Annotated in this window: 22 protein-coding genes; 7 read left to right on the top strand and 15 right to left on the bottom strand. The window is 61.0% G+C overall.

What is annotated here, in order from left to right:
- Nucleotides 1–88: 88 nt before the first annotated feature.
- Nucleotides 89–589: a YbaK/prolyl-tRNA synthetase associated domain-containing protein gene (locus M2416_RS01285; RefSeq protein ID WP_259221708.1), complete on the bottom strand. Its 501-nt coding sequence runs from the start codon at nucleotides 587–589 to the stop codon at nucleotides 89–91.
- Between the two features lie 263 nt (nucleotides 590–852).
- Here M2416_RS01285 and M2416_RS01280 point away from each other — a divergent pair, with 263 nt between their 5' ends.
- Nucleotides 853–2,001, top strand: coding sequence for a glycosyltransferase family 9 protein (locus tag M2416_RS01280; RefSeq protein WP_076945500.1), 1,149 nt, complete (start codon nucleotides 853–855; stop codon nucleotides 1,999–2,001).
- Nucleotides 2,002–2,134: 133 nt separating this feature from the next.
- On the opposite strand, the gene ttrA is transcribed toward M2416_RS01280, so the two are convergent.
- From ttrA to ttrB, 3 genes are read right to left on the bottom strand one after another with little or no spacing between them, the layout of a single operon-like run.
- The gene (gene ttrA / locus M2416_RS01275; protein WP_259221704.1) at nucleotides 2,135–5,200 is read right to left on the bottom strand and encodes a tetrathionate reductase subunit TtrA; all 3,066 of its coding nucleotides are present in this window, start codon (nucleotides 5,198–5,200) and stop codon (nucleotides 2,135–2,137) included.
- Nucleotides 5,193–6,215, bottom strand: coding sequence for a tetrathionate reductase subunit TtrC (ttrC, locus tag M2416_RS01270; protein ID WP_259221703.1), 1,023 nt, complete (start codon nucleotides 6,213–6,215; stop codon nucleotides 5,193–5,195). Before ttrC ends, ttrA begins: the two co-directional genes overlap by 8 nt.
- A complete protein-coding gene (gene ttrB / locus M2416_RS01265) occupies nucleotides 6,216–6,944 on the bottom strand; it encodes a tetrathionate reductase subunit TtrB (protein WP_041145060.1) in 729 nt (242 codons plus the stop codon).
- A 178-nt stretch (nucleotides 6,945–7,122) separates the two neighbouring features.
- Between ttrB and ttrS the strand changes: the two genes are divergently transcribed.
- Both ttrS and ttrR read left to right on the top strand, forming a co-directional pair.
- Nucleotides 7,123–8,895, top strand: coding sequence for a tetrathionate respiration histidine kinase TtrS (gene ttrS / locus M2416_RS01260; RefSeq protein ID WP_259221700.1), 1,773 nt, complete (start codon nucleotides 7,123–7,125; stop codon nucleotides 8,893–8,895).
- Entirely contained in the window at nucleotides 8,870–9,484 is a 615-nt protein-coding gene (gene ttrR, locus M2416_RS01255; protein ID WP_041147584.1) for a tetrathionate respiration response regulator TtrR, read from the top strand. Before ttrS ends, ttrR begins: the two co-directional genes overlap by 26 nt.
- 54 nt (nucleotides 9,485–9,538) lie before the next feature.
- Here the strand turns inward: ttrR and M2416_RS01250 are convergent, their stop codons facing one another.
- On the bottom strand, nucleotides 9,539–10,426 hold the full coding sequence (locus tag M2416_RS01250) for a LysR family transcriptional regulator (RefSeq protein ID WP_076945287.1): 888 nt from the start codon (nucleotides 10,424–10,426) through the stop codon (nucleotides 9,539–9,541).
- Nucleotides 10,427–10,538: 112 nt separating this feature from the next.
- On the opposite strand from M2416_RS01250, the gene argC reads away from it, so the two are divergent.
- Entirely contained in the window at nucleotides 10,539–11,462 is a 924-nt protein-coding gene (gene argC, locus M2416_RS01245; protein WP_259221698.1) for an N-acetyl-gamma-glutamyl-phosphate reductase, read from the top strand.
- A gap of 30 nt (nucleotides 11,463–11,492) precedes the next feature.
- Here the strand turns inward: argC and M2416_RS01240 are convergent, their stop codons facing one another.
- The 9 genes from M2416_RS01240 to M2416_RS01200 form a co-directional block, all read right to left on the bottom strand.
- Nucleotides 11,493–11,882 (bottom strand): GFA family protein, encoded by a 390-nt coding sequence (locus M2416_RS01240; protein WP_128878454.1) that lies wholly within the window; start codon nucleotides 11,880–11,882, stop codon nucleotides 11,493–11,495.
- A gap of 116 nt (nucleotides 11,883–11,998) precedes the next feature.
- Nucleotides 11,999–12,292 carry a YciI family protein gene (locus tag M2416_RS01235; protein ID WP_259221696.1) on the bottom strand — a complete coding sequence of 98 codons (294 nt, stop codon included), beginning with the start codon at nucleotides 12,290–12,292 and terminating at the stop codon, nucleotides 11,999–12,001.
- A gap of 180 nt (nucleotides 12,293–12,472) precedes the next feature.
- Nucleotides 12,473–12,844: a VOC family protein gene (locus M2416_RS01230; RefSeq protein WP_259221695.1), complete on the bottom strand. Its 372-nt coding sequence runs from the start codon at nucleotides 12,842–12,844 to the stop codon at nucleotides 12,473–12,475.
- Between the two features lie 110 nt (nucleotides 12,845–12,954).
- Complete coding sequence (locus tag M2416_RS01225) at nucleotides 12,955–14,067, bottom strand: M20 family metallopeptidase (RefSeq protein WP_259222851.1); 1,113 nt, start codon at nucleotides 14,065–14,067, stop codon at nucleotides 12,955–12,957.
- A gap of 2 nt (nucleotides 14,068–14,069) precedes the next feature.
- A complete protein-coding gene (locus tag M2416_RS01220; protein WP_259221693.1) occupies nucleotides 14,070–14,825 on the bottom strand; it encodes a glutamine amidotransferase in 756 nt (251 codons plus the stop codon).
- Between the two features lie 14 nt (nucleotides 14,826–14,839).
- Nucleotides 14,840–15,919, bottom strand: coding sequence for a phosphotriesterase family protein (locus M2416_RS01215; RefSeq protein ID WP_076945293.1), 1,080 nt, complete (start codon nucleotides 15,917–15,919; stop codon nucleotides 14,840–14,842).
- Between the two features lie 3 nt (nucleotides 15,920–15,922).
- Nucleotides 15,923–16,924 (bottom strand): ABC transporter permease, encoded by a 1,002-nt coding sequence (locus M2416_RS01210; RefSeq protein ID WP_166793722.1) that lies wholly within the window; start codon nucleotides 16,922–16,924, stop codon nucleotides 15,923–15,925.
- An 18-nt stretch (nucleotides 16,925–16,942) separates the two neighbouring features.
- Nucleotides 16,943–17,689 carry an ATP-binding cassette domain-containing protein gene (locus M2416_RS01205; RefSeq protein ID WP_161795676.1) on the bottom strand — a complete coding sequence of 249 codons (747 nt, stop codon included), beginning with the start codon at nucleotides 17,687–17,689 and terminating at the stop codon, nucleotides 16,943–16,945.
- A gap of 380 nt (nucleotides 17,690–18,069) precedes the next feature.
- Complete coding sequence (locus M2416_RS01200; protein ID WP_041145070.1) at nucleotides 18,070–19,092, bottom strand: LacI family DNA-binding transcriptional regulator; 1,023 nt, start codon at nucleotides 19,090–19,092, stop codon at nucleotides 18,070–18,072.
- 343 nt (nucleotides 19,093–19,435) lie between these two features.
- On the opposite strand from M2416_RS01200, the gene M2416_RS01195 reads away from it, so the two are divergent.
- Nucleotides 19,436–20,389: an ABC transporter substrate-binding protein gene (locus M2416_RS01195; RefSeq protein WP_041145071.1), complete on the top strand. Its 954-nt coding sequence runs from the start codon at nucleotides 19,436–19,438 to the stop codon at nucleotides 20,387–20,389.
- Between the two features lie 3 nt (nucleotides 20,390–20,392).
- On the opposite strand, the gene M2416_RS01190 is transcribed toward M2416_RS01195, so the two are convergent.
- The gene (locus M2416_RS01190) at nucleotides 20,393–21,262 is read right to left on the bottom strand and encodes a PfkB family carbohydrate kinase (protein ID WP_259221688.1); all 870 of its coding nucleotides are present in this window, start codon (nucleotides 21,260–21,262) and stop codon (nucleotides 20,393–20,395) included.
- Nucleotides 21,263–21,288: 26 nt separating this feature from the next.
- Between M2416_RS01190 and M2416_RS01185 the strand changes: the two genes are divergently transcribed.
- Nucleotides 21,289–22,134 (top strand): BtpA/SgcQ family protein, encoded by an 846-nt coding sequence (locus M2416_RS01185; protein WP_259221687.1) that lies wholly within the window; start codon nucleotides 21,289–21,291, stop codon nucleotides 22,132–22,134.
- A complete protein-coding gene (locus M2416_RS01180) occupies nucleotides 22,134–22,778 on the top strand; it encodes a TenA family protein (RefSeq protein WP_259221686.1) in 645 nt (214 codons plus the stop codon). The genes M2416_RS01185 and M2416_RS01180 overlap by 1 nt, the downstream gene beginning before the upstream one ends.
- Nucleotides 22,779–22,795 lie beyond the last annotated feature (17 nt).

The raw sequence follows: 22,795 nt of genomic DNA, 5'->3' as shown, positions 1-22,795 counted from the left end.
TTACGCATAATAGCGTGAATAAACAGGCTTATTTGTCACGCCGGCGCGCTTTCTGCTGCCGCCCTGGCGCGGCAGAGAGGGAGACTCCTCAGGCTTCCCGGCGAAAGGCAACCAGCTCGGGGCGGGCGATGCGCAGATAGTCTGCCGTATTGAGGATAATCGAGCGGTCCAGCCGCCCGGCGTTAAAGGCGATTTCGCTGAAGTTCGCAAACAGCAGCGGGTCGGCCACCAGGCGCAGCGCCGGATGGAAGCTGAAAGGGGGAATGGCGCCAAAAACGCAGGCGGTTAGCGCATCGACTTCGGCGGGGCTGGCCAGCGAGGCTTTGCTGCCGCCAACGTGCTGCGCCAGGCGCGCGAGGTCGGCCTGCTGGTCGGCGGCGAGGATCGCCAGCAGGTGCTGATTGACGCCGTGGCCTTTCACTTTGCAAACCAGCGCCTTGGCCCCTTGTCCGAGCGCGGTGCCGCGAATTTCAGAAACGGCCTCGCATTTCCCCACCGCCTCATGCTCTACCAGCCGATAGCGGGCCTGGCGCTCGTCGAGCAGCGCCAGCAGCAGTTGGTGGGTGTTCGGTTTTTCAGGTGCGTTCATGCGCGGTTCTCTCCGGGGATAAAACCGCCAGTCTAATCCTCCCCGCGGCGAATGAAAACCGTCGGCTGGCGCCGCATTCTTCCACATTAAATCCATATTTCACTCATTTTATCTGCGTAACGATATGCTGGAATAGTGAAACGTATTACTATCCTTGCGCTGCTTAAAGCGAAAGGAATTTATTAATCAAGCGAACTTTTCTCATTTTCTTTAGTCCTTAATGGGACTAACGAGGTGCTGTTGATAGTGGTAACGAGGTTATGATGATGGAAAACGCAGCGGTGCAGGTATCCCCCCGGAAGTTCAAAAAAATAAGGGAACTGAACAGGCGCCGTAATTATTTTATTAAGAAAGTCCGTAACGTGATGCGCGTGTATATTGCAAAAGCGTTTTGGGACCAGCATACCCGTCGTGAGGCCGACGTCGGGGCGGCGAAAACCGTGCTGCTGATGCGCAACGAAGGCGCCGTCGGGGACGTGGTCGTGGACTCCGCGCTGGTGAAATGCCTGCATGAATCGGGCTATACCGTGGATTTCCTGCTGACTAAATCGAATAGCCAGGTGATGCGCCATAACCCGCGGATCCGCCATATCTATGAGGCTGATAACGTCGACTCCGCCGCTTTTCTGCGGAAATTTACCCACAACGTTCCTCGGTCCGTTATTAATGAGCTGGCAAATAATAAGTACGATATCGTTATTGACCCCTCTTTGTTTGATATGCCCGTACACCGAATGCTGCTTCTCCGACAAATAAAAGCAAAAGCGGTGCTCGGCTTTAATAAATGGCCATCAATTAACCATTACACCACCTCGTTTAAATTTGATTGTGAAAACTGGCATGTCAGCAAAACCTTTGATTTTATTGCTGAGCATATGCAGCTGGATAAGAAACATCTCGGGACCTACGACCTGCATATTCCACAGGATGTCCATCAGCAGGTTCGCCAGCATCTGGCCGCTATTGAGGGGCCCAAAGCGGTGGTGAACATTTTTGCCGGCCATCAGGACCGCAGCCTGTCGCAGGAGCAGCTGTCGGCGCTTATCGCCAGGCTGCAGGCGGAGTATCCTCGGGTCAACGTTATTCTGCTCGATCATCGCAACGAAATTCGCATTCCGCTTGCGGAAAAGGTGAGCGTGAATCCGTTTAAAACCCTGCACCACGCGATGGCGCTGATTGCCGAAGCCGACCTGGTTATCTCGCCGGATACGTCGATCGTCCACATGGCGGCGGCGTGGAAGAAACCGCTGGTTGCGGTCTACAAAGATGTGCAGATGAACAACCGGCTGTGGGCGCCGGGGTACGACAACGCCCGGCAGATCATCGTTAAATGCGGCAAGGTGCACCAGCAGCACGATCTTGCCGAGCTGATCGTCGCGCAGATCGATCCCCAGGCGCTGAAGAGCCGCTAGGCCCAGCACCGATTCGGATTGCGGCCCCGCGCTAAAGACGGCGCCGGGGCCGAAGCCCGCCACGGGATGCTCACGCCGCCAGCCGGGCCCGCCGGCTTCAGCGCGCGCCCGGAGACCGCAATCGTCGCGGGCGCTATACCCGCTCGATCCTCGCCGGTAGCCCCTGACGTACCGCCGCGCCGGAGACCCAGTCCAGCCAGGTATTACTCACCTTGCGGGTCGGGTCCGCAAACCCCAGATCGTTCAGGTTCACCCCCGAACCTACCTGCGGGCTGAACGGCAGCGGTTCGCCGTCCAGCGTATGCTGCGCCGCCCCCAGTTCCCGATGTCCGTAGCCGTGTTCGATAGCGATAACCCCCGGCATCACGCCGTGCAGCAGGCTGATCCCCGCCTCTACCTCGCCGCCGGGGGTGATAATGCGCACGCTGTCGCCGTGCGCCACGCCGAAACGCTGGCCGTCGAGGGGATTCATCGCCACCAGGTTGAGCGGTTTAAGGTGGTGCAGCCGGGGGATCGTCGCCGAAGCGCTGCCCATGGTGTTCGACTTAAAGGAAATAAGCTTCAGCGGCCACTGCCTGGGCGGAAAAAGCTCATCGATAGCGCGGCCGTCGGAGAGCCTGGGCGGATACCACGTCGGGCAGCCGCTGTAGCGCTCGCCGGTGATAGCGTGGCGATGGGCGGCCACCTCCGCGTTCCAGATCTGCAGCGGTTTTTCCCAGCTAGTGCCTATCTGGTTGCCGCTGCGCCCGCTTTTATCGGAGGCGAAGCGGCCCCCGCGCGAGTAGATAAAGGCTACCCGGCTCACCTCATCGGATTTCAGCGTCTGCGCCATAAGCGGCAGAATACGCTCGACGCCGGTCAGGGTGAGGTCCTCCTGGACGGCCTTGGCGACCGGGGTTTTGCCCATAAACGCGATGTTGGCGGCCATGCGCAGGTAGTAATCCTCGGCGCGATTCAGCGGGTAGCTGTTGCCCTCGGCGTCGGTTATTGCACGATCGCCGAACCCCGGCAGCTCCAGGCGCCGGGCGACCGCGATGCAAAAAGACTCCATCGAGATCGGCTGACCGTCGGCGCTACGCGCGGTCGCCGACGGAACAATGGGCCAGCGCGCGGTGCTGGCTTTGCTGGCAACCCCGGCCCACGGGGCGCTAAATCCCCAGCTTTCGAAATTATGCGTATCCGGCACGATGTAATCGGCCAGGGCAGTGGTTTCGTTCATAAAGGCATCAATGGCGATAAACAGCGGCAGGCGCTGCGGATCCCTGAGCTTCTCCTCCGCCACGGCCCGCAGGCCAGGAATGCCGTACAGCGGATTGGTCATGTTGGAGATCCACGCCTTCAGCGGATAAGGATACCCCTCCAGCGCCGAGCTCAGCAGCTCGGTCAACTGCCCGGCAACAAACGGGTACCACGGAGCCTTCGCCGGGAAGGGGGAGATCCCGGCCGCCACCTTGTCGCGGTACTCTTCGGAGGATTCATACGCCGTTTTACTGCGCGCAATGCTCAGCCCTTTGGGCTTCACCTTGCCGGGGAAGCTCTGCAGATTGTAGCGCGGGCCGTCGGTCGCGCCGTTGAAGCGGCCGCCGCCGACGAAGACCCCGCCCTGCAGGCTAAGGTTGCCAATTAGCGCGTTGAGCATCATCACCGCCCAGGCGTTGTAAAAACCGTTGCCTGCCATCATCCCGCCGTGGGTGATAACCGCCGCCCGGCGTCCGTGGCGGGTAAAGGCATCCGCCAGGGCGATGATTTTTTCCTCCGGCACGCCGCACCGCTGGCCGTATTGCGCCATCGTCAGCTTTTCGGCTGACTCTTTCAGGCAGAGGAAGCTGCTTTTCACCGTCACTTCGCGCCCGTCGGCAAGCGTGACCCGGCGGGAGACCAGCAGCTGCGCGCGCGGGCAGGTGGCGGCGGAGACCAGCTCGCCGGCCTCGTTAACGACCAGCGGCTCATCGGCGCCGCCGGCGCTCAGATGGGTGAGGGTTAAATGCTGCCCGGCCAGACCCGGGATCTCATCGGTTATCACCAGATGGCTGGCGTTGGTGGTGCTTTTTTCTCCGGCCTGGCGCATCGCCTGCGCGCCGGGCATCGCCAGGTAATCAGCGTTAAAGCGTTGGTTTTCGATTATCCAGCGGATCATCGCCATCGCCAGCGCCGAGTCGCTACCGGGGATCACCGGCAGCCAGCGGCCGCGTTCGTCGGCCATCACCGTGGTCAACGGCAGCGCCGGGGCGACCACTACGTAGCGGAAGTCGCTACGCAGGCGGGCGCTGGCGAGCTGCCTCGCCTGGCGCTTAAAGGGGTTGCCGGACTGGGCGGGGGAGGTGCCTATAAACAGCGCGAACTCAACGTGCTCCCAGTCGGGTTTCACGTGCGGGTTTTTATCCAGATCGCCCATCAGCGCACCGGAGCCCGCGCGGTAGGCCAGGCCGCAGTATGAGCCGTGGGCGCCAAAGTTTTTGCTGCCAAAGCTGTTCAGCGCAAAGCGGCGTAGAAAGGTATCGCGACCGTCGTCGCTGGTATTGGTGACCAGCAGCTGGTTGCTTTTGGGGCCGAACCCGGGATGCTGCGGGTCCACCGGCGTTGTCGGGGCATGGATGGCGCGCAGGCCCTCAACGTGGCCCTCGCCAAACAGATCGCCGCCTTCCACCACCTCGTGGATCAGCTGTTCAAAACTGATGCGCTGCCATCGGCCTTCGCCGCGTTTACCTGCGCGCTTCATCGGTTGCAGAATGCGCAGCGGGCTGTAGAGCCCTTCCAGCAGCGTTGCGCCCCGCGCGCAGGCGGTGGAGCGGCCATCGAGGCCGCTTTCGCCCGCCAGCTGCTGCATTGCGCTGGCAAAAGGAACCGCCGAATCTACGTGCTGCTCGTGCGACAGCGGATGATAGGGGTTGCCGGCAATGCGCAGCGCCTTGTGGCTTTGACGATCGACGCGAACCCGCACGCCGCACTGGGTCCAGCAGCCGAAGCACTGGGTCATGGAGATGACCTGCTGCGGGTTTTGCTGCCAGCGGGGCCGCGCGTTCGCTTCAGGGATCAGCGCATTGCCAACGATGCGGTCGCGGGTGATTTTACCGGACGTGCCGTTGAGCAAGCCGTCGAGGGCGCGTCTGGCAACCTCCCGATAGCTGAGGGCGAAGGTTGCCATACCGCCGACGGCCAGGCCGACTTTGAGCCACTGGCGACGGGTTAAATTAGCCATGTTGCACTCTCCTTGCGAGGCCGTTTACGGTTTCGCGCACAATAATCAGCAGCGCCGCCCACAGGCCAAATGTGCCGAGGATCGCCAGCCAGCCGTCGGTGCCGGCGGGCAGGGTATAGGGGTTAAACCCGGCGTTGAATTTCGGAATCGTTTGTACCTGGATAAGCAGCGTCCAGCGGATCAGCCAGCACAGCGCCATCGCCACGACCGCCAGCGCCACGCGCGCGCGCAGCGCCAGCGGACGGCGAAGCGCGAGACCGCAGCAGGCCAGCGACGCCGCCCACAGCAGCGCCCAGCCGGCGGCGTAGCCCCGGGCCGACGGTGAGACCGCCAGCCACTGACGAATGGCGTGGCCGGAGAGCGTGTCGCCGCTGAGCCAAATGATGACCACCGCAGCCAGCAGGATCAGGGCCGCGAGCTGTCGCCGCGCCAGCCGCTGCTGCAGGTGAAAATCATCCCCCGCGGCCACCGCTATCAGGCTGAAAAAGGCCTGCAGCGCGCTGAGGAACATCACGACGGGCAGGGCGTAGCTGAACCACACCGGGCGGGCCAGCACCACCGATACCTCGCGGCCGGTGTAGAGCAGCAGACCGACCGCCAGCAGGGCGCTGGCGAGGGCTAACCATTTTGTGACAATGTAACTTTTACGCCACAGCCGCTGCGCCAGCAGCGCGAGGAACCACAGCCCGAGAAACAGGGTAAACAGCGGTAAAAACAGGGCTCCCCACGGCATCCACGACCACGGGGTGGGCCAGGCATAAAAGTGCCAGAAGCGGGCGGTCTGATGGAGATCCGCGGTAAGCGCGAGCGGGGCGGTTATCGCGCAGGTCAGGGTAATCAGCAGCGTCAGGTATTCCAGCTTTTCGCTGCTCCCGGCGCGCCAGCGCAGCGCGCAGGCAAACAGCGCCCCGCAGGCGGCAATGCCGATAAAAAAGAAATACTGCACCGCCCACGGGAGCCAGCTCACCTCCTGCGGCTGGGTCAGAACCTCTGCAATCAGCGCTGAATGCGTCATTTAAACCTCCTGCCAGAGAGCGGGCTGCGCCCGTCCCATCAATGGGCTAACAAACGCCGCGTCCAGCCCCAGATAGAACACATGGGGGGCGGTGCCGTTTTCCGGCTTCAGCACCCTGATGTCGTCGTGATGCTGGTGAAGCATCTGCGCGATGCGGCTGTGCGGATCCTTGATATCGCCGATGATGCGCGCCCCGCCCACGCAGGACTCCACGCAGGCGGGAAGCAGCCCGGCCTCGAGGCGGTGGACGCAGAAGGTACATTTATCGGCGGTTTGCGTCTCATGGTTGATAAAGCGCGCGTCGTAGGGGCAGGCCTGCACGCAGTAGGCGCAGCCGACGCAGCGGGTGTTGTCCACCACCACGATCCCGTCCTCGCGCTGAAAGGTCGCCTGCACCGGACACACCGGAACGCAGGGCGGGCTATCGCAGTGGTTGCACAGGCGCGGCAGCAGCACGTTGGTCACCTCATCCGCCAGCCGCACCTGATACTGATTGACGTGGGTACGGAACTCCCCCTGCGGAGTCTGGTTTTCTATCGCGCAGCTGACGGTACAGGCCTGGCAGCCGATGCAGCGACGCAGATCGACCAGCATCGCATAGCGCCGCTGCGCAGACCCGCCGTGGCGCTCCGGCGACAGGGGGAATTTTGCCTGCGCCAGCGGCACCAGCGAGGCGCCGGCGGTCAGAACGCCCAGCTGCTGGAGAAACTGCCGTTTACTGCTGTCCATATTTTCTCCCCTCTCGCGGCAACAACGAAACATGGGTCACGCCGTTGGTTTACGTATGATGAATAAACAATGTCGATGATTTACAGTGTAAAAATCGCCGCCGGGCGGCTCTATTGTGGTTAACCACATACCCGGCGGCTTGTTGATCTAAAACAACATAATCGGCATGGATGATGGGGTGAGAGAGAAAACGGTGAGATCTCTGGCGTTACTGGGGCTGGCATGGCTGCTGACCGGCGCGGCGTGGGCGGGGTCATGGCAGGTGGGCGTCCTCGCGATGCGCGGAGAGGAGGCCACGCGCGGCCACTGGCAGCTGCTGGAGGCGCAGCTCAATCAGCAGCTGCCGGGCGAACGGTTTCATATTCTGCCGCTGGATTTGCCGCAGATGCAGGCGGCGGTGAGCAGCGGCAGCGTGCAGTTTGTGGTGACCAACCCCGCGCAGTTTGTGCAGCTGAACAGCCACGCGTCGCTGCGCTGGCTGGCCTCCCTGCGCTCTTCGCCCGCAGCGGGCAACGTCACCGGCAGCGCGATCCTCGTGCGCCGCGACGGCGGCATCACCGCCGTTCATGATTTGATCGGCAAAACGGTGGGCGCCATCGACCCGCTGGCCTTCGGCGGCTACCTGCTGGGATACAAGGCGCTGAGCGATAGCGGCCTGCGCCCCGAGCGCGACCTTCGCCTGACGTTTAGCGGCTTTCCCGCCGATGCGCTGATCTATCTCCTGCGCGAAAAGGCGATCGACGCGGCGATTGTCCCGGTGTGTCTGCTGGAGAAAATGGACCACGAGGGGCTGATAAATAAAAGCGATTTCGTCGCCCTGATAAAGCGGCCGACCGCCATTCCCTGCTTAACCAGCACGCCGCTCTATCCCGACTGGTCGTTTGCCGCGCTGCCTGCGGTGAGCGATGCCCTCGCCGACAGGGTCACCCGGGCGCTGTTTAATGCGCCGCATCAGGCGGCATTTCACTGGGGGGCCCCGGCGTCTACCGCCGAGGTTGAGGCCCTGCTGCGCGAGGTGCAGCAGCATCCGCAGCAGCGGCGTCTGTGGCTGGACGTTAAAAGCTGGCTGATTCAGCATCGGCTGCTGATGGGCTCCGCGGCGCTGGCGCTGCTCCTGCTGACGCTGAACTACGTCTGGGTGATGCTGCTGGTGCGCCGGCGCGGCAGGCAGCTCGAGCGTAATGGCGTCCAGCTGCGCCAGCAGGAGCAGGCGCTGGCGACGGCAAGGCAGATGAGCGTGCTGGGGGAGATGACCTCCGGTTTCGCCCATGAGCTGAACCAGCCGCTTTCGGCTATCCGCCATTATGCGCAGGGCTGCGCGATCCGTCTGCAGGCCGAGGATCGGCAGCATCCGTTACTGCCCGCGCTGGAGCATATTGACCAGCAGGCGCAGCGCGGGGCCGATACCGTGCGTAATCTGCGCCGCTGGGTCAGCCAGGCGCAGGGAAACCCCGTCCCGACGGACGAGTGGGAGAGCATCGCCGTTGGCGATGCGCTGCAGCACGTCTGGCAGCTGTTAGGCATGGCGCAGCATTTTCCCGCGCTGGCGCTGCACAACGGAGCCCGCGGCGACCTGAGGATAACCCTGCCGCCGGTTCTGCTGGAGCAGGTGCTGGCTAACCTGATCCTCAACGCCGCGCAGGCGGGCGCCACGGCGGTGTGGCTTGAGGCGACTGGCGAAGCCGGCGGCCTGCGCATCACGCTGCAGGACAACGGGGGCGGAATTGATGACGCGCTGATGCAGCAGGTTTTCCAGCCGTTTGTGACCAGCCGCCGGGAGGGCATGGGGCTGGGGCTGGTAATTTGCCAGCGGCTGGTGCGCTACTGTCAGGGGGAGATAGCGATCGTCAACCGGACGGCGCCCGACGGGCTGGCCGGAGTGGCCGTGGTACTGGATTTCACCCATCGGGAGGAGAAGCGTGACAATGGCGATAATACATCTGCTGGATGATGACGTGGCGGTGACTCGCGCCTGCGCCTTTCTGCTGGAAAGCCTCGGCTACGCGGTGCGGTGCTGGGAGCAGGGCGAAAGGTTTCTGGCCGAGGCCGATCTGTATCAGCACGGCGTGCTGCTGCTGGATATGCGCATGCCGGTGCTGGACGGCCAGCGGGTGCATGAGGCCCTGCGACGGCGCGAAAGCACCCTGGCGGTGGTGTTTCTGACCGGCCACGGCGACGTGCCGATGGCCGTGGAGCAGATGAAGCGCGGGGCGGTGGATTTTTTGCAGAAGCCCGTTTCGGCTCAGGCGCTGCAAACGGGGCTGGAACACGCGCTGGCGGTCTCTTCGACGGCGATCTCCCGGCGCCAGATAGTGAACTGCTATCAGCAGCTCACGGCGAAGGAGCGCCAGCTGCTCGGGCTGGTGGTAAAAGGGCTGATCAACCGCGAGATTGCCGAAGCGATGAGCATCGCCGTGCGTACGGTTGAGGTGCATCGCGCAAGGGTCATGGAAAAGATGCAGGCCGGCAGCCTCGCGGAGCTGGTCAGCAGGGTACAGGCCGTGCCCGATACCCTGCGCGGGGAGGCCACGGGGAGATAGCCCCGGCCGATCCGGCGGCGCGCGCTCAACCCCATTCGGCAGCGGCCGATGAATCTACGCCTGGCGCAGTTCCCGCAGGGAGGAAAGCAGGTGCTGCGTCGAAAGCTCGTTTTCACTCTCCCGCCAGGCTAATCCCAGCTCTCTCCACAGCGGCGGCTGTAAGGGGCGAATGGCGATGCGGCTATCGGCGGCTAGCTGGGTGCCCGATTCAAGCGGCAGCAGCGTGGCGCCATAGCCGGCACCCACCAGACTTTTAATGGCATCGTTATAGTCCAGCTTGATCCGCGGCGTGGGACTATGGCCGGTATCGGCAAACCAGCCGTTGGTCAGCTGCGACAGGTGGGTGCCGGAGCCGTTGAGCAGCAGGGGCCTGGCAATCATCCATTCCGGGGTCACAAACTCCGGGGCCGTCCAGTCCGCGGGCAGAAAGGCGACAACGGGGTCCCGCCGCCAGGCGTCAATCTTCAGGCCGCTGCTCCGGGGCTGCGGAAGCGCCACAATACCAATATCGAGCGAACCGGATTTCAGCTGCTCAAGGGTCTGCTGCGACGTCAGGATGGTGATGTGCACGTCAATATGCGGATGGGACTGCGCCAGCTTTTCAAGGGCCCGGGGCAGGAGGTAAGCAATGGCGCCGGTGGAGGCGCCTAGCCGGACCTGGCCGGTGAGCCCCTGAGCCTGGCGGGATATGTCGTCAAGCGCATAGGCGACGTCGGCAAGGAGCCGGCGGGCGTGGGCGACCATGTTCTCGCCAATGGCCGTCGGCCTGACTTTGCCCCGGGTGCGGGAGAGCAGCTTCGCCCCCACGCGGCCCTCGAGCTCGGAGATGTGCAGGCTGACCGTCGGCGGCGCCAGGTGCAGCTGCCGGGCGGCTTCGTTGAAGGAGCCGGTATCGGCAATGGTGATCAGCGTGCGCAGCTGATCGAGATTGATCTCCCGCATTGGCTTACCTCAGAAAAACTGAATTTGACGTTAGGATAATGCAACTTTACCAATACTTAAACCTGGCACAACATTCATGCACTGACGTTCTAACCGGTTTAAGGAAATGACGATGACTCACGTATTTATTGATGGCGAGCAGGGAACGACGGGTTTGCAAATCCACGACCGCCTGCGCCAACGTACGGATATTAAGCTCATGACTCTGCCCCCGTCCCAGCGCAAAGACCGGCGGCTCCGGGCGGAGATGCTCAACGGCTGCGATATCGCCATTCTGTGCCTGCCCGATGAGGCGGCGCGCGAGTCGGTGGCGATGCTGGAGAATCCGCAGGTGCGCGTAATCGATGCCAGCTCGGCCCATCGCACCGTCTCCGGGTGGACGTACGGTTTCCCGGAGATGAGCGCCGACCAGCCCGCACGCATCAGAGCCTCGAAGCGCGTCACCAACCCAGGCTGCTACCCAACCGGCGCTATTGGTCTGCTGCTCCCGCTGGTTAACGCCGGGCTGCTGCCCGCTGATTACCCCGTTTCCATTCACGCCGTGTCCGGCTTTTCGGGCGGCGGCAAGGCGGCGATCGAGCTGTACGAAGGCGGGGAGGCGGGCTCCGGCCCTGCTTTTCAGGCGTATGGCTTAGGCCTCAGACACAAGCATGTTCCGGAGATCGCGCGCTACGCCGGGCTCACCACGCCGCCGTTTTTCATGCCGGCTTACGGCGCCTACCGCCAGGGGATTATCCTCAGCGTGCCGCTTCAGCAGCGCCTGCTGCCTGAACATGCCGATGCGGCAGCAGTACATGCCTGCCTGGCGCAGCATTATCGCCATAGCGAGCTGGTCAAGGTGCTGACGCCTGAAGCCGTCGGCGAGATTGAGCGCCTCGATCCCCAGCAGCTGAATGGCAGCAACGAGATGGCGCTGGGCGTATTTTCCAATCCTGAGAGTGGGCAAATCCTGCTGACGGCAGTGTTCGATAATCTCGGCAAAGGGGCATCGGGCGCCGCGGTGCAAAACCTCGACCTGATGATCGGCGCCGGCTAACCCCGGCGTGAGAGCGGGGGGCAGGCGCATTTATACGGATGAATCAGGCATGATTTTTCGCCACCATTCAGGCTTCATATCTTCAAATGAGTGGGTTTCGGGTGAGAAAAAAGCATGATGATTATTGTCAAAAACACCGCTAAGCAAAGCAATAACCGGGGCATCATCTATGGCGCCGATGGAGGCGCCACACTGGCCGCAGAACGCCCTCGATGAAGCCGCAGACGAACGGTATACGGAAGGCCTGCCCCCTTCACCGGTCCATGCAACGTCAGCCGAACGGAACTCAAGCCATACTGCAGTCTGGCAGCCGGAATGCTTCTGACATATATCGCAGGAGCAGGTATGACGGGAGGAAGGATTGACCGCAACGAATCTGATAAAACCGCACAAACACCCCCCGGACAGCTTAATATCCATACCCATCAACTCCTCATGAATGCCCTAAAGGGCAACGATATCATTCCTGGCCTAAGCGGCAAACCGGCGGCCGCTCGCGCCGTTTTAGCCGCCCGGCGAACGGTTCCGACGTAAAGTCAGAAAATATTTTCGAGCAGCGGAGCTCTCATACTGCTATCGAAGGGAATAATATCCGCGTTAGCTATTTTAAATTTTTGGAATGGATCCTCGCTGAGACGTGCTTTCAGCATTTCGATGCTGTCAGATTTTGCAAGGATGACGCCGCCATTACGGGGAATTCTCCTGCCTGACGCCAAAAACACCCCATCCGAGTAGCCCTGTTTAAGCCACTCAACGTGAGCAGGTATGTGGGAATCAACCTCTTCGAGCGGTTTTATATAAGTTAAAACAATGACGTAAATGATGCTCATTTTAAAATCCTTATCAAAAGAAAGCCTTAAAATGTAACCACCGAAGGACGCCGGGCTAAAGCGGCAAAAGAAACGCCCGGTGTACTAGCGTCTCACACGGGAGGCCGAAAGCGACGCCGTGCGGGGAGGAATATGTTACGCATAAAGACGTATGGGGTTGGGTCGTAAAGCCGGCCTTAATTACTTCTGCAGTATCTGCCCAACGTCGATACGATTTCCATCCGGATCGGCGAACACAAATGCCCGAATACCATAATCTTTATCCTCCAGGCTTTTAATAATCCTCGCGCCAATTTCCTGACAGCGGGCGTATAAGGCGTTGGCATCATCCACCAGCAGGTGCACGCCAGGCCAGGAGGGGGCTTTGTGCTGCGGCTGGAGGGTTAAATGGAGTTCAGCCTCTTCACGCTTTATGATCATAAAACCCACCGGATCGCCGTTTTCAAAAACAGCGCTGAAGTTCAGCCCGTTGATATAGAACTCTTTGGCGACGGCGATGTTTTTAACCGGTAGCACGGCCGCGATACGACCAAATTTGACAAGATCCTTCACGATCGGCCTCGAGATTGTTAATCAATGAATCGCTTAGCGGCGGGCGGTGCCGGGTGATTGATGAAGATATAATATTTTTTTCCCGGGGTGACATTGAAACTTTTGCGGCGCTACGCCATCCAGTCGCCGATAAGCTCCCCGTACAGCCGCTCGGCCTCCTCCAGCCGGCTGAGCAGGCAGTACTCGTCGGTCTGGTGGGCCATCGACGGCTCGCCGGGACCGAGAATAATGCACGGCGGATTACCCAGCGCGGGCAGCAGCAGAGAGGCGTCGGTAAAGTAGGGCACCACCCGCGGCGCCAGCGGCCCGTCATGCAGCGGCTGGCAGCGCTGATAAACCCGGGCTATCCACGCGTGCCGCGCTTCGCTCAGCACCGCGGGCAGATCGACCAGGGTGGTAAGCGTCACGCTCTCGCCAAGCAGCGCGCTCAGCCGCTGTCGAATGACGGCGTGCTGTAAATTGGGGGCGCTGCGGATATCGACATCAAAGCACGCGCGATCCGGCACGGAGTTAATATTGAGTCCGCCCTCAATGCGCCCGACGTTGAGCGTGGGCTGCTTCATCAGCGGATGCGGCGCGCCTGGCGAAAAATGACGAATCTTACCCAGCGCATCCGCCGCCAGATAGATGGCGTTAATCCCCAACTCCGGCATCGCGCCGTGGGCGGTTTTGCCCCGGGTTTCAGCGCGCAGCCATAGCGCCCCTTTGTGCCCGATAACCGGGTAATTGGCGGTAGGTTCACCGACGATCAGCGCGCCAATCTCCGGCAGCGTGCCGGAGGCGATCAGCGCCCGCGCGCCGTCGCAGCCGGTCTCTTCCCCGCCGGTGATCAGCAGCACCGCGCCGCGCCCTTTGAGGATCGCCTCCCGCCGCTGGACGCAGGCGACGGCAAACGCCGCTATCGCCGCCTTCATATCGCTGGATCCTCGCCCATAAAGCCGGCCGTTCTCAACCTGCGAGCCGAAGGGATCGAAGCGCCACTGCGCATTGCCGAGCGGCACGGTATCGAGATGGCCGGTAAAGGCCAGCGGCTTACCCGCCGTCGCCCCCGGCAGCCGGGCAATCAGGTTGCAGCGCCCTTCGCCGAACGACGACAGCGCAACCTCGAAGCCGCTATCGCGCAGCCAGTCGGCAAAAAAACGCATGCAGTCGGCTTCGTTTCCCGGCGGGTTGATGGTGTTAAAGCCCAGCAGCCGCTGGGCCAGTTCGCGGGTAGCGTTCACCATCAGCCGCGTTCCGTCAGCCAGTCGAGGCAGTTAATCCACAGCTGGCGATAGCCGGGCCATTGCGCAAACTCCTCGGGCAGCCAGTGGGCGGACATATCGCTGGTCCACACCAGCGAACGGCCCTGCTGATATTCGCGCACCGCCAGCAGCGGATGTCCGGTCCCGGCAACCGTCGCCAGCAGCCTGCCCTCCGGGTGCATTTCCACCTCGTTATAGCCCAGCAGCCACGGCCACTCGCCGGGAATATCGTTAAACAGGGCGTGGGATTCGGTGACTTCGGCGTAGCAGCCTTCCGGGGTTTCAATACGATCGTCCCACGCCAGGCAGCGCACCGGCAGAACCTTCTCCACCGCGGTATGGCGATAGCGGGCGCCGCCGTTAATCCCCTGGAAGCTGTAGTAGCCGCCGATCATCATCAGCGAGCCGCCGGCGGCAACGTAGTCATGCAGCAGCGTCAGGCGGTTGGCGGTGCGGCGGCTTTTCAGCCAGGTGTCGGGGTGCAGTAGCAGCGTGTTGGCGCCAATGTCCGAGAGGATAATCGCATCCCATTCCTGCAGTTCCTGCTGGGTCAGCGGGAACTCGGTCGCCGCCGCGTGGGCCGGCATATAGGTGATGGCATAGCGGCTGTCGGCCAGCGCGGCCAGAAAATCCGTCGCGCCGGTGTGCCAGGTGGCGGTAGCAAACTGATCGAAGCCTTTAACGTGCGTTGAGGTGCTGGTCCAGGATTCACCGACCAGTAAAACTTTCTTCTTCATTATAACTTTCCTTTTTATCCGCCAAATACCCGCTGGGGATTGCCAATCATCAGGGTTTCAAGCTGTTCGCCGCTGACGCCGTGGCGGCGCAGGCGAGGAACGAAATGCTTGAGTATGTAGCCATATCCGTGACCGCCGTAGCGGGTGAGCATGGTCTTCAGGAAGACGTCCTGCGACAGCAAAATCTGCTGGATATAGCCGTCATCAATCAGCTCCCGGATGGCGCGGGCGTTCTCCTCGTCGGAGGGCGACTGCGCCGACTCATCGGCGTAGTAGTAGCTCATGCCGATCATGTCGTATTCGAGGAACGCCCCGCGCTGCGCCAGCTCGCGCTGATAGCGCTTGTCGGCAAAGCTTGGGTTCATATGGCACAGGACCGTATGGCGCAGATCGGCCCCTTCCTGTTCGAGAATATCCAGCACCCGATGGCCCAGCCGCTCCCAGCCCGGCAGGTGGACCTCGATCGGCACGCCGGTCGCGGCGCTTGCCCGGCCCGCCGCGCGCAGGGACTTCTCTTCATCGGCGGTGAAGCGGCTGGAGACGCCGATCTCGCCGATCAGCCCGGCGATGACCTCCGGCTTCTCCTCCGCGCCGCCGAGGTCGTAGATCAGCCGCTCGGTCAGCCGTTCGACGCTGCTGCTCTTGACCCATTCGGGGTGCGACGGCTCCAGATAGAAGCCGGTGCCCATAACAATGTTCAGGCCGGTGAGGCGAGCGATGCGCGCCAGCGCCAGCGGATCGCGGCCGATGCCGATATTGGTCGGATCGACTACCGTTTGCCCGCCCAGGGCGCGATATTTGGTCAGCTCTTCGATAGCCACGTCGACGTCAAACAGCTGGCAGTTATCCCGGCTGATCAGCGGGTTCAGCGACAGCTCGCCGAGGTTTTCCATCTTCACCGGCATTTCGGCAAGATGGCGATCGCTGCAGCAGCAGGGCGGTACCCACTTGCCGGAGGCATCCAGCAGGATATGCTCATGCATCAGCGTGACGCCCATCTCGCTGACCGGCAGCGGGCCGAGCACCGTCATCACATAGCCGCTGCCGACGCCGACCGGCAGCGGAGTAGGGTGGCGAAAAATTGATCCTTTCATGAGCTATCCTTTCGCCGCAGATCGCGTGGGGTTAAGAATGCGGGTGTTGAGCCAGATAGCCAGCAGGATAATAGTGCCGGTGGCTATCTGGGTGTAGAACGGCGAGATATGCGACAGGATCAGCCCGTTCTGGATAACCGCAATCGACAGCGCGCCGAGCAGCGTGCCGATAATGGTGCCGAAGCCGCCAAACAGGCTGGTGCTGCCGAGGACCACGGCGGCAATCACCTGCAGCTCGAAGCCTTCCCCCTGGTTGGACGAGCCGCTGCCGAGGCGCGCGGTAATGATCATGCCGGCCAGCGCGGCGGCCATTCCGCTGATGATATACACCCGCATGGTCACCGCTTTGGTGTTAATCCCGCTGCGTCGTGCGCCCTCGGCGTTGGCGCCGATCGCCGTGACGTAGCGGCCAAAGCGCATATGATTCAGCACGATATGCCCGATAACCAGGATCATAATGCCGATCAGCGCCGGCATCGGGATACCCACAACCCACGCGCGCCCGATAAAGGTAAACAGGCTGTCGGCGGGAACGGGGATCGAGTAGCCCTGGGTCACCAGCAGCGCGATGCCGCGGACCACGGCGAGGGTGGCGAGGGTGACGATAAACGCCGGAATGCCTTCATAGGCAATAAAGAAGCCGTTGATGGCGCCGACTAATCCGCCGAGCAGCAGGCCGCCGAGCAGCACCACCGGCCACGGTAAACCCCAGTTGTTGAGGGCGATGGCGGAGAGCGCGCCCACCAGCGCGAGGGTGGAACCCACCGACAGGTCGATGCCGCCGGTGGTAATCACCAGGGTCATCGCGGTCGCCACGATCAGCAGCGGGGCGCTCTGGCGAATGATATTCAGCCAGTTGGTCCCGGTAAGGAAGTTGCTGGTAATGAGTGAAAACACCACGCAGCAGAAGACGAAAAACAGCGCGATGCTGACCACGCCAGAGTGGTTATGCAGCAGGCGGCGCGGCAGCGAATGCTGGATCATGCGGGAGCTGCTTAAGTTCATGATACTCATCCTGTTACCTCAGTGTGCTGCCGCTGAGCGAGCGGTGAATTTTTCGCCCACGATCAGGTTTACGATATCGCTCAGGCTGGTGTCGGCCACCCGCCGGTCGGCGACGTTGGTGCCTTCATACATCACCATGATCCGATCGCAGACGAGGAACAGATCCTGCAGACGGTGGGTGATCAGAATGACGCTCACGCCGCGAGCCGAAACGCGACGAATCAGTTCCAGAACCGCCTCCACTTCCGCCACGGCAAGCGCGGCGGTGGGCTCATCCATAATCAGCACCTTGGGATCAAAGGCCGCCGCGCGGGCGATGGCAATGGCCTGGCGCTGACCGCCGGAGAGGTTGCGGACCAGCAGGCGGGTATCGGGAATGGAAATACCCAGCCCCTTGAGCATCTCCCGCGCGTCGGCGTGCATTTTGGCCTCGTCGAGGAAGGGGATGCCGAGCACCGATTTCATCGGCTCGCGGCCCATAAACAGGTTGCCCGCAACGTCAACGGTGTCGCACAGCGACAGGTCCTGATACACCATCTCGATATGGCAGCGGCGAGAGTCCGCCGGGTTAGTAAACTGGTGCTGTTCGCCGTCGATGCGGATAGTGCCGCTGGTGGGGATCACAGCCCCGGACAGCACTTTGGTCAGGGTTGATTTCCCCGCGCCGTTATCGCCCACCAGGCCCAGCACTTCGCCCGGAGCCAGCTCCAGGTTTACGCCGCGCAGGGAACGTATCGACCCGTAGGTCTTGGTGATATTGATCATCTCTACCCTTGGCGGGATAGTTTGTGGCTGCTGCATCCGATCGCTCCCATCGCTATTGCCGGGAAAATGTTTGCCGTCGTGGGTAAAAGACTCCATCCAACACGGTTTACGCCCTTGTAAACCGGTTTACCTGCGGAGTGGAGCTTTCACAAGCACAGTCAGGTCAAACGCTATTTAAGATATTTGTTCGCCAGTAAGAACATTGCAGCATCCGTGCCAGGGCAGAAAAACCACAGCAGCCCCATCACTTAACCCTATGTAACAGAAAGAATTTATTAACGGTTTATAAGTAAACCGGTTTACTAATTATAATAAAGAGATTTTAAGTTGAACGTTTTTTGCGCCAAAATTGGGCGCTTTTGCGCCATTTTGGGACGCGCTTAACAAATCTTGATCGAATCGCGGCCAATCCATTCCACCGGCAGGCGGGTTTCCGCCGGGATATCCTGCTCGTTATTCAGCAGGCGCAGCATGATGCTCACCGCGGTGCGGCCCAGCTCCCGCGCGGGCTGGCGGATGGTGGAGATGCGCGGCTGGGTAAAATCGGCATAGTTAGCGTCATCGAAGCCGACCAGCGACAGCGCCTCCGGCGCCTGTAGTCCGCAGGCGCGCAGCCCATCGAGCAGGCCAAGCACCAGATAGTCGCTGGCGGCAAAGACGGCGGTGGGGCGCAGCGGCTGGCTGAACAGGCGCTTAAGCGCCTGCTGGCCGAACTCGCGCTGGTAGTCGCCGTACATGACCCACTCGGGGGGCCAGCTGAGGCCGGCCTGCTCCATGGCGGTGCAGAATCCCTGGTAGCGTTCACGCACGCTCATCAGCTTGTCCGGCCCGCCGACGAAGGCGATACGGCGATGCCCGGCGGCGATTAGCTTTTCCGTGGCAATTCGCCCGCCCTGGACGTTATCGGCAAAGACCTTCGGCACCTTGCTGCCGGGAATATCCTCATCCAGCAAAACGATGCGCTCGTGACGCTGAACCTCTTTACGCAGCAGGCCGTTATCGGGGCGGTTGGTGGTGAACAGCAGGCCGTCGACCTGGCAGGTATCCAGCCAGCGAATGAACTGGCACTCTTTTTCCGGGTTGTTGCGGGTGATGCACAGCACCAGGCTGTAGCCGCTGGCCGAAGCGGCCTCCTCGGCGGCGTCGGCCAGTTCGGCGAAGAAGGGGTTGGTGATATCGGGGAGGACCAGACCGAGGGTCTCGCTGCCCCCTTTGCTAAGGCGCCGTGCCAGGCTGTTTCCGCGATAGTCCAGCTCGCGGATCGCCGTTTCAATGCGGTCGATAGTTTCCTGCGGCAGCACGATATTGTTGTTCATATAGCGAGATAAGGTGGCCTTCGACAGTCCCGCCAGCTTTGCCACATCGGATAACAATACGCGTTTTATACTCATTTCCTGCGCCATTTCTGCCAGAGTCGGCTATCTGTAACATAGTTAAGCGCGGTCAATACAGCAATTTTTCCGCCCGCGGCGGCGCTAAATAAATGCTTGACAAAATTTAATCGGCGGAGAATTGTATAGGAAGTTTACCGCATCATCCGGGAAGTCATTCCCAAACCCGCTTAAAACATTCCAGTCGCGCACCGAAACGGACCGGTTGCCGGAATGCATCAAGCAGGTATTAGCCAGGCGATCTGCGATCGTGCTGGCCATATACGATATTTGCCCGCCAAAAAAATACTCCTTCTGCGTTCGCACCGCGGCGCGGAACTCTGCTGGCTATCAATTATTCCCGACGAGGATACTGATGATGTTATTTAACACCGGAAAACTGCGTTTTATTGCTGTTGCAACGTCTCTGCTGGCATCGGTTAGCTTTATTTCTTGCGCCAGTGCCGCCAATCCAACCTATGCGTTAGTGCAAATCAATCAGCAGGCGCTGTTTTTTAATCTGATGAATAAAGGCGCGCAGGATGCGGCCACGGCGAGCGGCAAGGATTTAGTTATTTTCAACTCCAACGATAACCCCGTCGCGCAGAATGATGCGATTGAAAACTATATTCAGCAAGGCGTTAAAGGCATCCTGGTTGCCGCCATCGACGTTAACGGAATTATGCCAGCGGTAAAAGAGGCCGCCGCCGCTAACATTCCGGTGATTGCTATTGATGCGGTATTACCGGCGGGACCTCAGGCGGCCCAGGTCGGGGTGGATAATATCGAAGGGGGACGCATTATTGGTAAATACTTCGTTGACTACGTGCAGAAAGAGATGGGCGGCCAGGCGCGGCTGGGGATCGTCGGCGCCCTGAACTCGGCGATTCAGAACCAGCGGCAGAAGGGCTTTGAGGAGACGCTGAAAAGTAACCCGAAAATTACCATCGCCAACGTCGTTGACGGCCAGAACGTGCAGGATAAAGCGATGACCGCGGCGGAAAACCTGATTACCGGCAACCCGGATTTGACGGCGATCTACGCCACCGGCGAACCCGCGCTGCTCGGCGCGATTGCCGCGGTGGAAAACCAGGGGCGACAGAAGGATATTAAGGTCTTCGGCTGGGATCTGACGGCGAAGGCGATTTCGGGCATCGACGGCGGCTACGTTACCGCCGTGCTGCAGCAGGATCCTGAGCAGATGGGGGCCCAGGCGCTGAAGGCGCTGAACACGATTACTTCGGGTAAAACCGTGCCGAAAACCATTCTGGTTCCGGCTACGGTGGTAACCAAAGCGAACGTGGATTCCTACCGCTCGCTGTTTAAGTAATCTTCAGGCATCGTCCGCCGCGAGCAGGGCGTCGAGCTCGCGGCCGTCGGGAAAGGCGCTGAACGTACCCCGACGGCTCACGGTGATGGCGGCCGCGCGGCTGGCATGAGCCAGCGCCAGAGCGTCGGGCGCCACGCCACGCCGCAGCGCGGATGCCAGCATAACGGCGAGAAAGGTGTCGCCCGCGCCGGTGGTATCAAGCGCCTCGGCGGCGGCGGCGGGAGAGAACCGGCGCTGGCCATCGCGAACCAGCCAGGCGCCGGCGGCGCCCTGGGTAATGACGAGGGTGGGTACGCCGTAGGGCTGTAGCTGCTCCGCTTCCGACTCATTCACGACCGCGATATCGATGAGCGGCCACAGGAGGGAGAAATCAGGATTGACCGGCGAAGGGTTAAATACCGTGGTCATCCCGCGCGCTTTGGCGAACTGGAACAGGGCCCGGGTCTTTTCCAGCGAGAAATTACCCTGCTGCAGCACAATATCGCCCGCAGCGCCCTCTGCCAGATGCGGCAGAATATCATCGAGGCTAAAAGTATCGGCGGCAGCGGTAGTGGTAATAATGGCATTATCGCCATCGGCGCTATTTAAAATAATCGAGGTGTCGCTATGTTGGTTGAAATTTTCGACGGGTAGCAGCGTCAATGGTTCATTTATTAGCTGCTGGCGAATCCAGGCTCCGTTGCTGTCATTTCCCGTGGCCGCAATTAAGCGCGTATCTATACCGCAGCGGGATAATATAATCGCCTGATTCGCGCCTTTTCCGCCGAGATCCTGCGAAACTTTAATGCCATGAATCGAGGTGCCTTTTTTCGGTATATCCGAAATAGACCAGGTTTCATCTACGGTAATATTACCGATAACGTAAACACGCATAGTGTTCCCTTAACAGGATGGATAACATGACTTCTATATCAGCAGAAAAACCTAACGCAATACAAGATATTTTTTCTCGTCGCAAAGTTGTCATCGGTGTCATTCACTGTGACCCCTTTCCAGGTACGCCTAAATATCGTGGTAAATCAGTGAGCGCTATTATTGAAAGAGCGCTTAGGGATGCCGAGAATTATATTGCGGGGGGCGTTCACGGCCTGGTTGTTGAAAACCACGGTGATATTCCCTTTGCCAAACCGGAGGATATTGGCCCTGAAACATCGGCGCTGATGGCGGTCATTACCGAGAAAGTTCGCGAACGTTTCGGCGTGCCGCTGGGGATTAACGTGCTGGCCAACGCCGCGATTCCCGCGCTGGCTACCGCGCTGGCCGGCGGGGCCGATTTCGTCCGCGTAAACCAGTGGGCCAACGCCTATATCGCCAACGAGGGGTTTATTGAAGGGGCGGCGGCGAAGGCCCTGCGCTATCGCAGCCAGCTGCGTGCGGAGCATATTCGCGTCTTTGCCGACAGCCACGTTAAGCACGGCAGCCACGCCATCGTCGCCGACCGTTCGATTCAGGAGCTGACCCGCGACGTGGACTTCTTCGAGGCCGACGCGGTGATCGCCACCGGTCAGCGCACCGGCGATAGCGCCACCATGGAGGAGATCGATGAGATCCGCGCCGCCACCGAGCTGCCGCTGCTGGTGGGCTCCGGCGTGACGCCGGCCAACGTCTGCCAGATCCTCGGGCGCACGCAGGGGGTGATCGTCGCCAGCACCATGAAGGTGGACGGCGTCTGGTGGAACGATGTCGAGCTGGCGCGGGTGAAGCACTTTATGTCGGTTGCTCAGGCCGTGCTGGAGGAGGCGTAATGGAGGACTTTAGCGAGCGCCTGCTGCGTGAACATCAGCCGGTCTGGCAGGCGATGCAGCAGCACCGCTTTGTGGTCGATATCGAGCAGGACAGCCTGCCGGAGACGGTTTTTAACCGCTATCTGGTCTTTGAGGGCAACTTTGTCGCCACGGCGATTGCCATTTTTGCCCTCGGCGTCAGCAAGGCGCCGGATATTCGCCAGCAGCGCTGGCTGATCGGCGTCCTCAACGCGCTGGTGGACACCCAGATCGCCTGGTTTGAACAGGTGCTGGCCGAGCGCCGGGTTAATCCTGCCGACTATCCGGACGACCGCCCCGGGGTGTGCCGCTTTCGCGACGGTATGCTGCGCATCGCCCGGGAGGGGAGCTATGAGCAGATTATTACCCTGATGTTCGGCGCGGAGTGGATGTACTACTGCTGGTGCCGGCGGGTGAGCGATCGCCCCCAGAGCGACGCGGATCTGCGGCGCTGGGTCGAGATGCATGCGGAGGAGGAGTTCTACCGCCAGGCCTGCTGGCTGAAGGCGGAGCTGGACCGCTGCGCAATGGCGCTTAATGAAAGCGAAAAGCAGGTGCTGTCGGCGCTGTACGGCGAGGTGCTGCAGTGGGAGATTGATTTCCATACCGCGGCGTACGAGGCGTAGCCGCAGCGATAAACACG

Source organism: Klebsiella sp. BIGb0132 (genome assembly GCF_024810075.1).
GTDB classification, from domain to species: domain Bacteria; phylum Pseudomonadota; class Gammaproteobacteria; order Enterobacterales; family Enterobacteriaceae; genus Klebsiella; species Klebsiella terrigena.
This window is presented reverse-complemented; position numbering and strand designations above follow the sequence as displayed.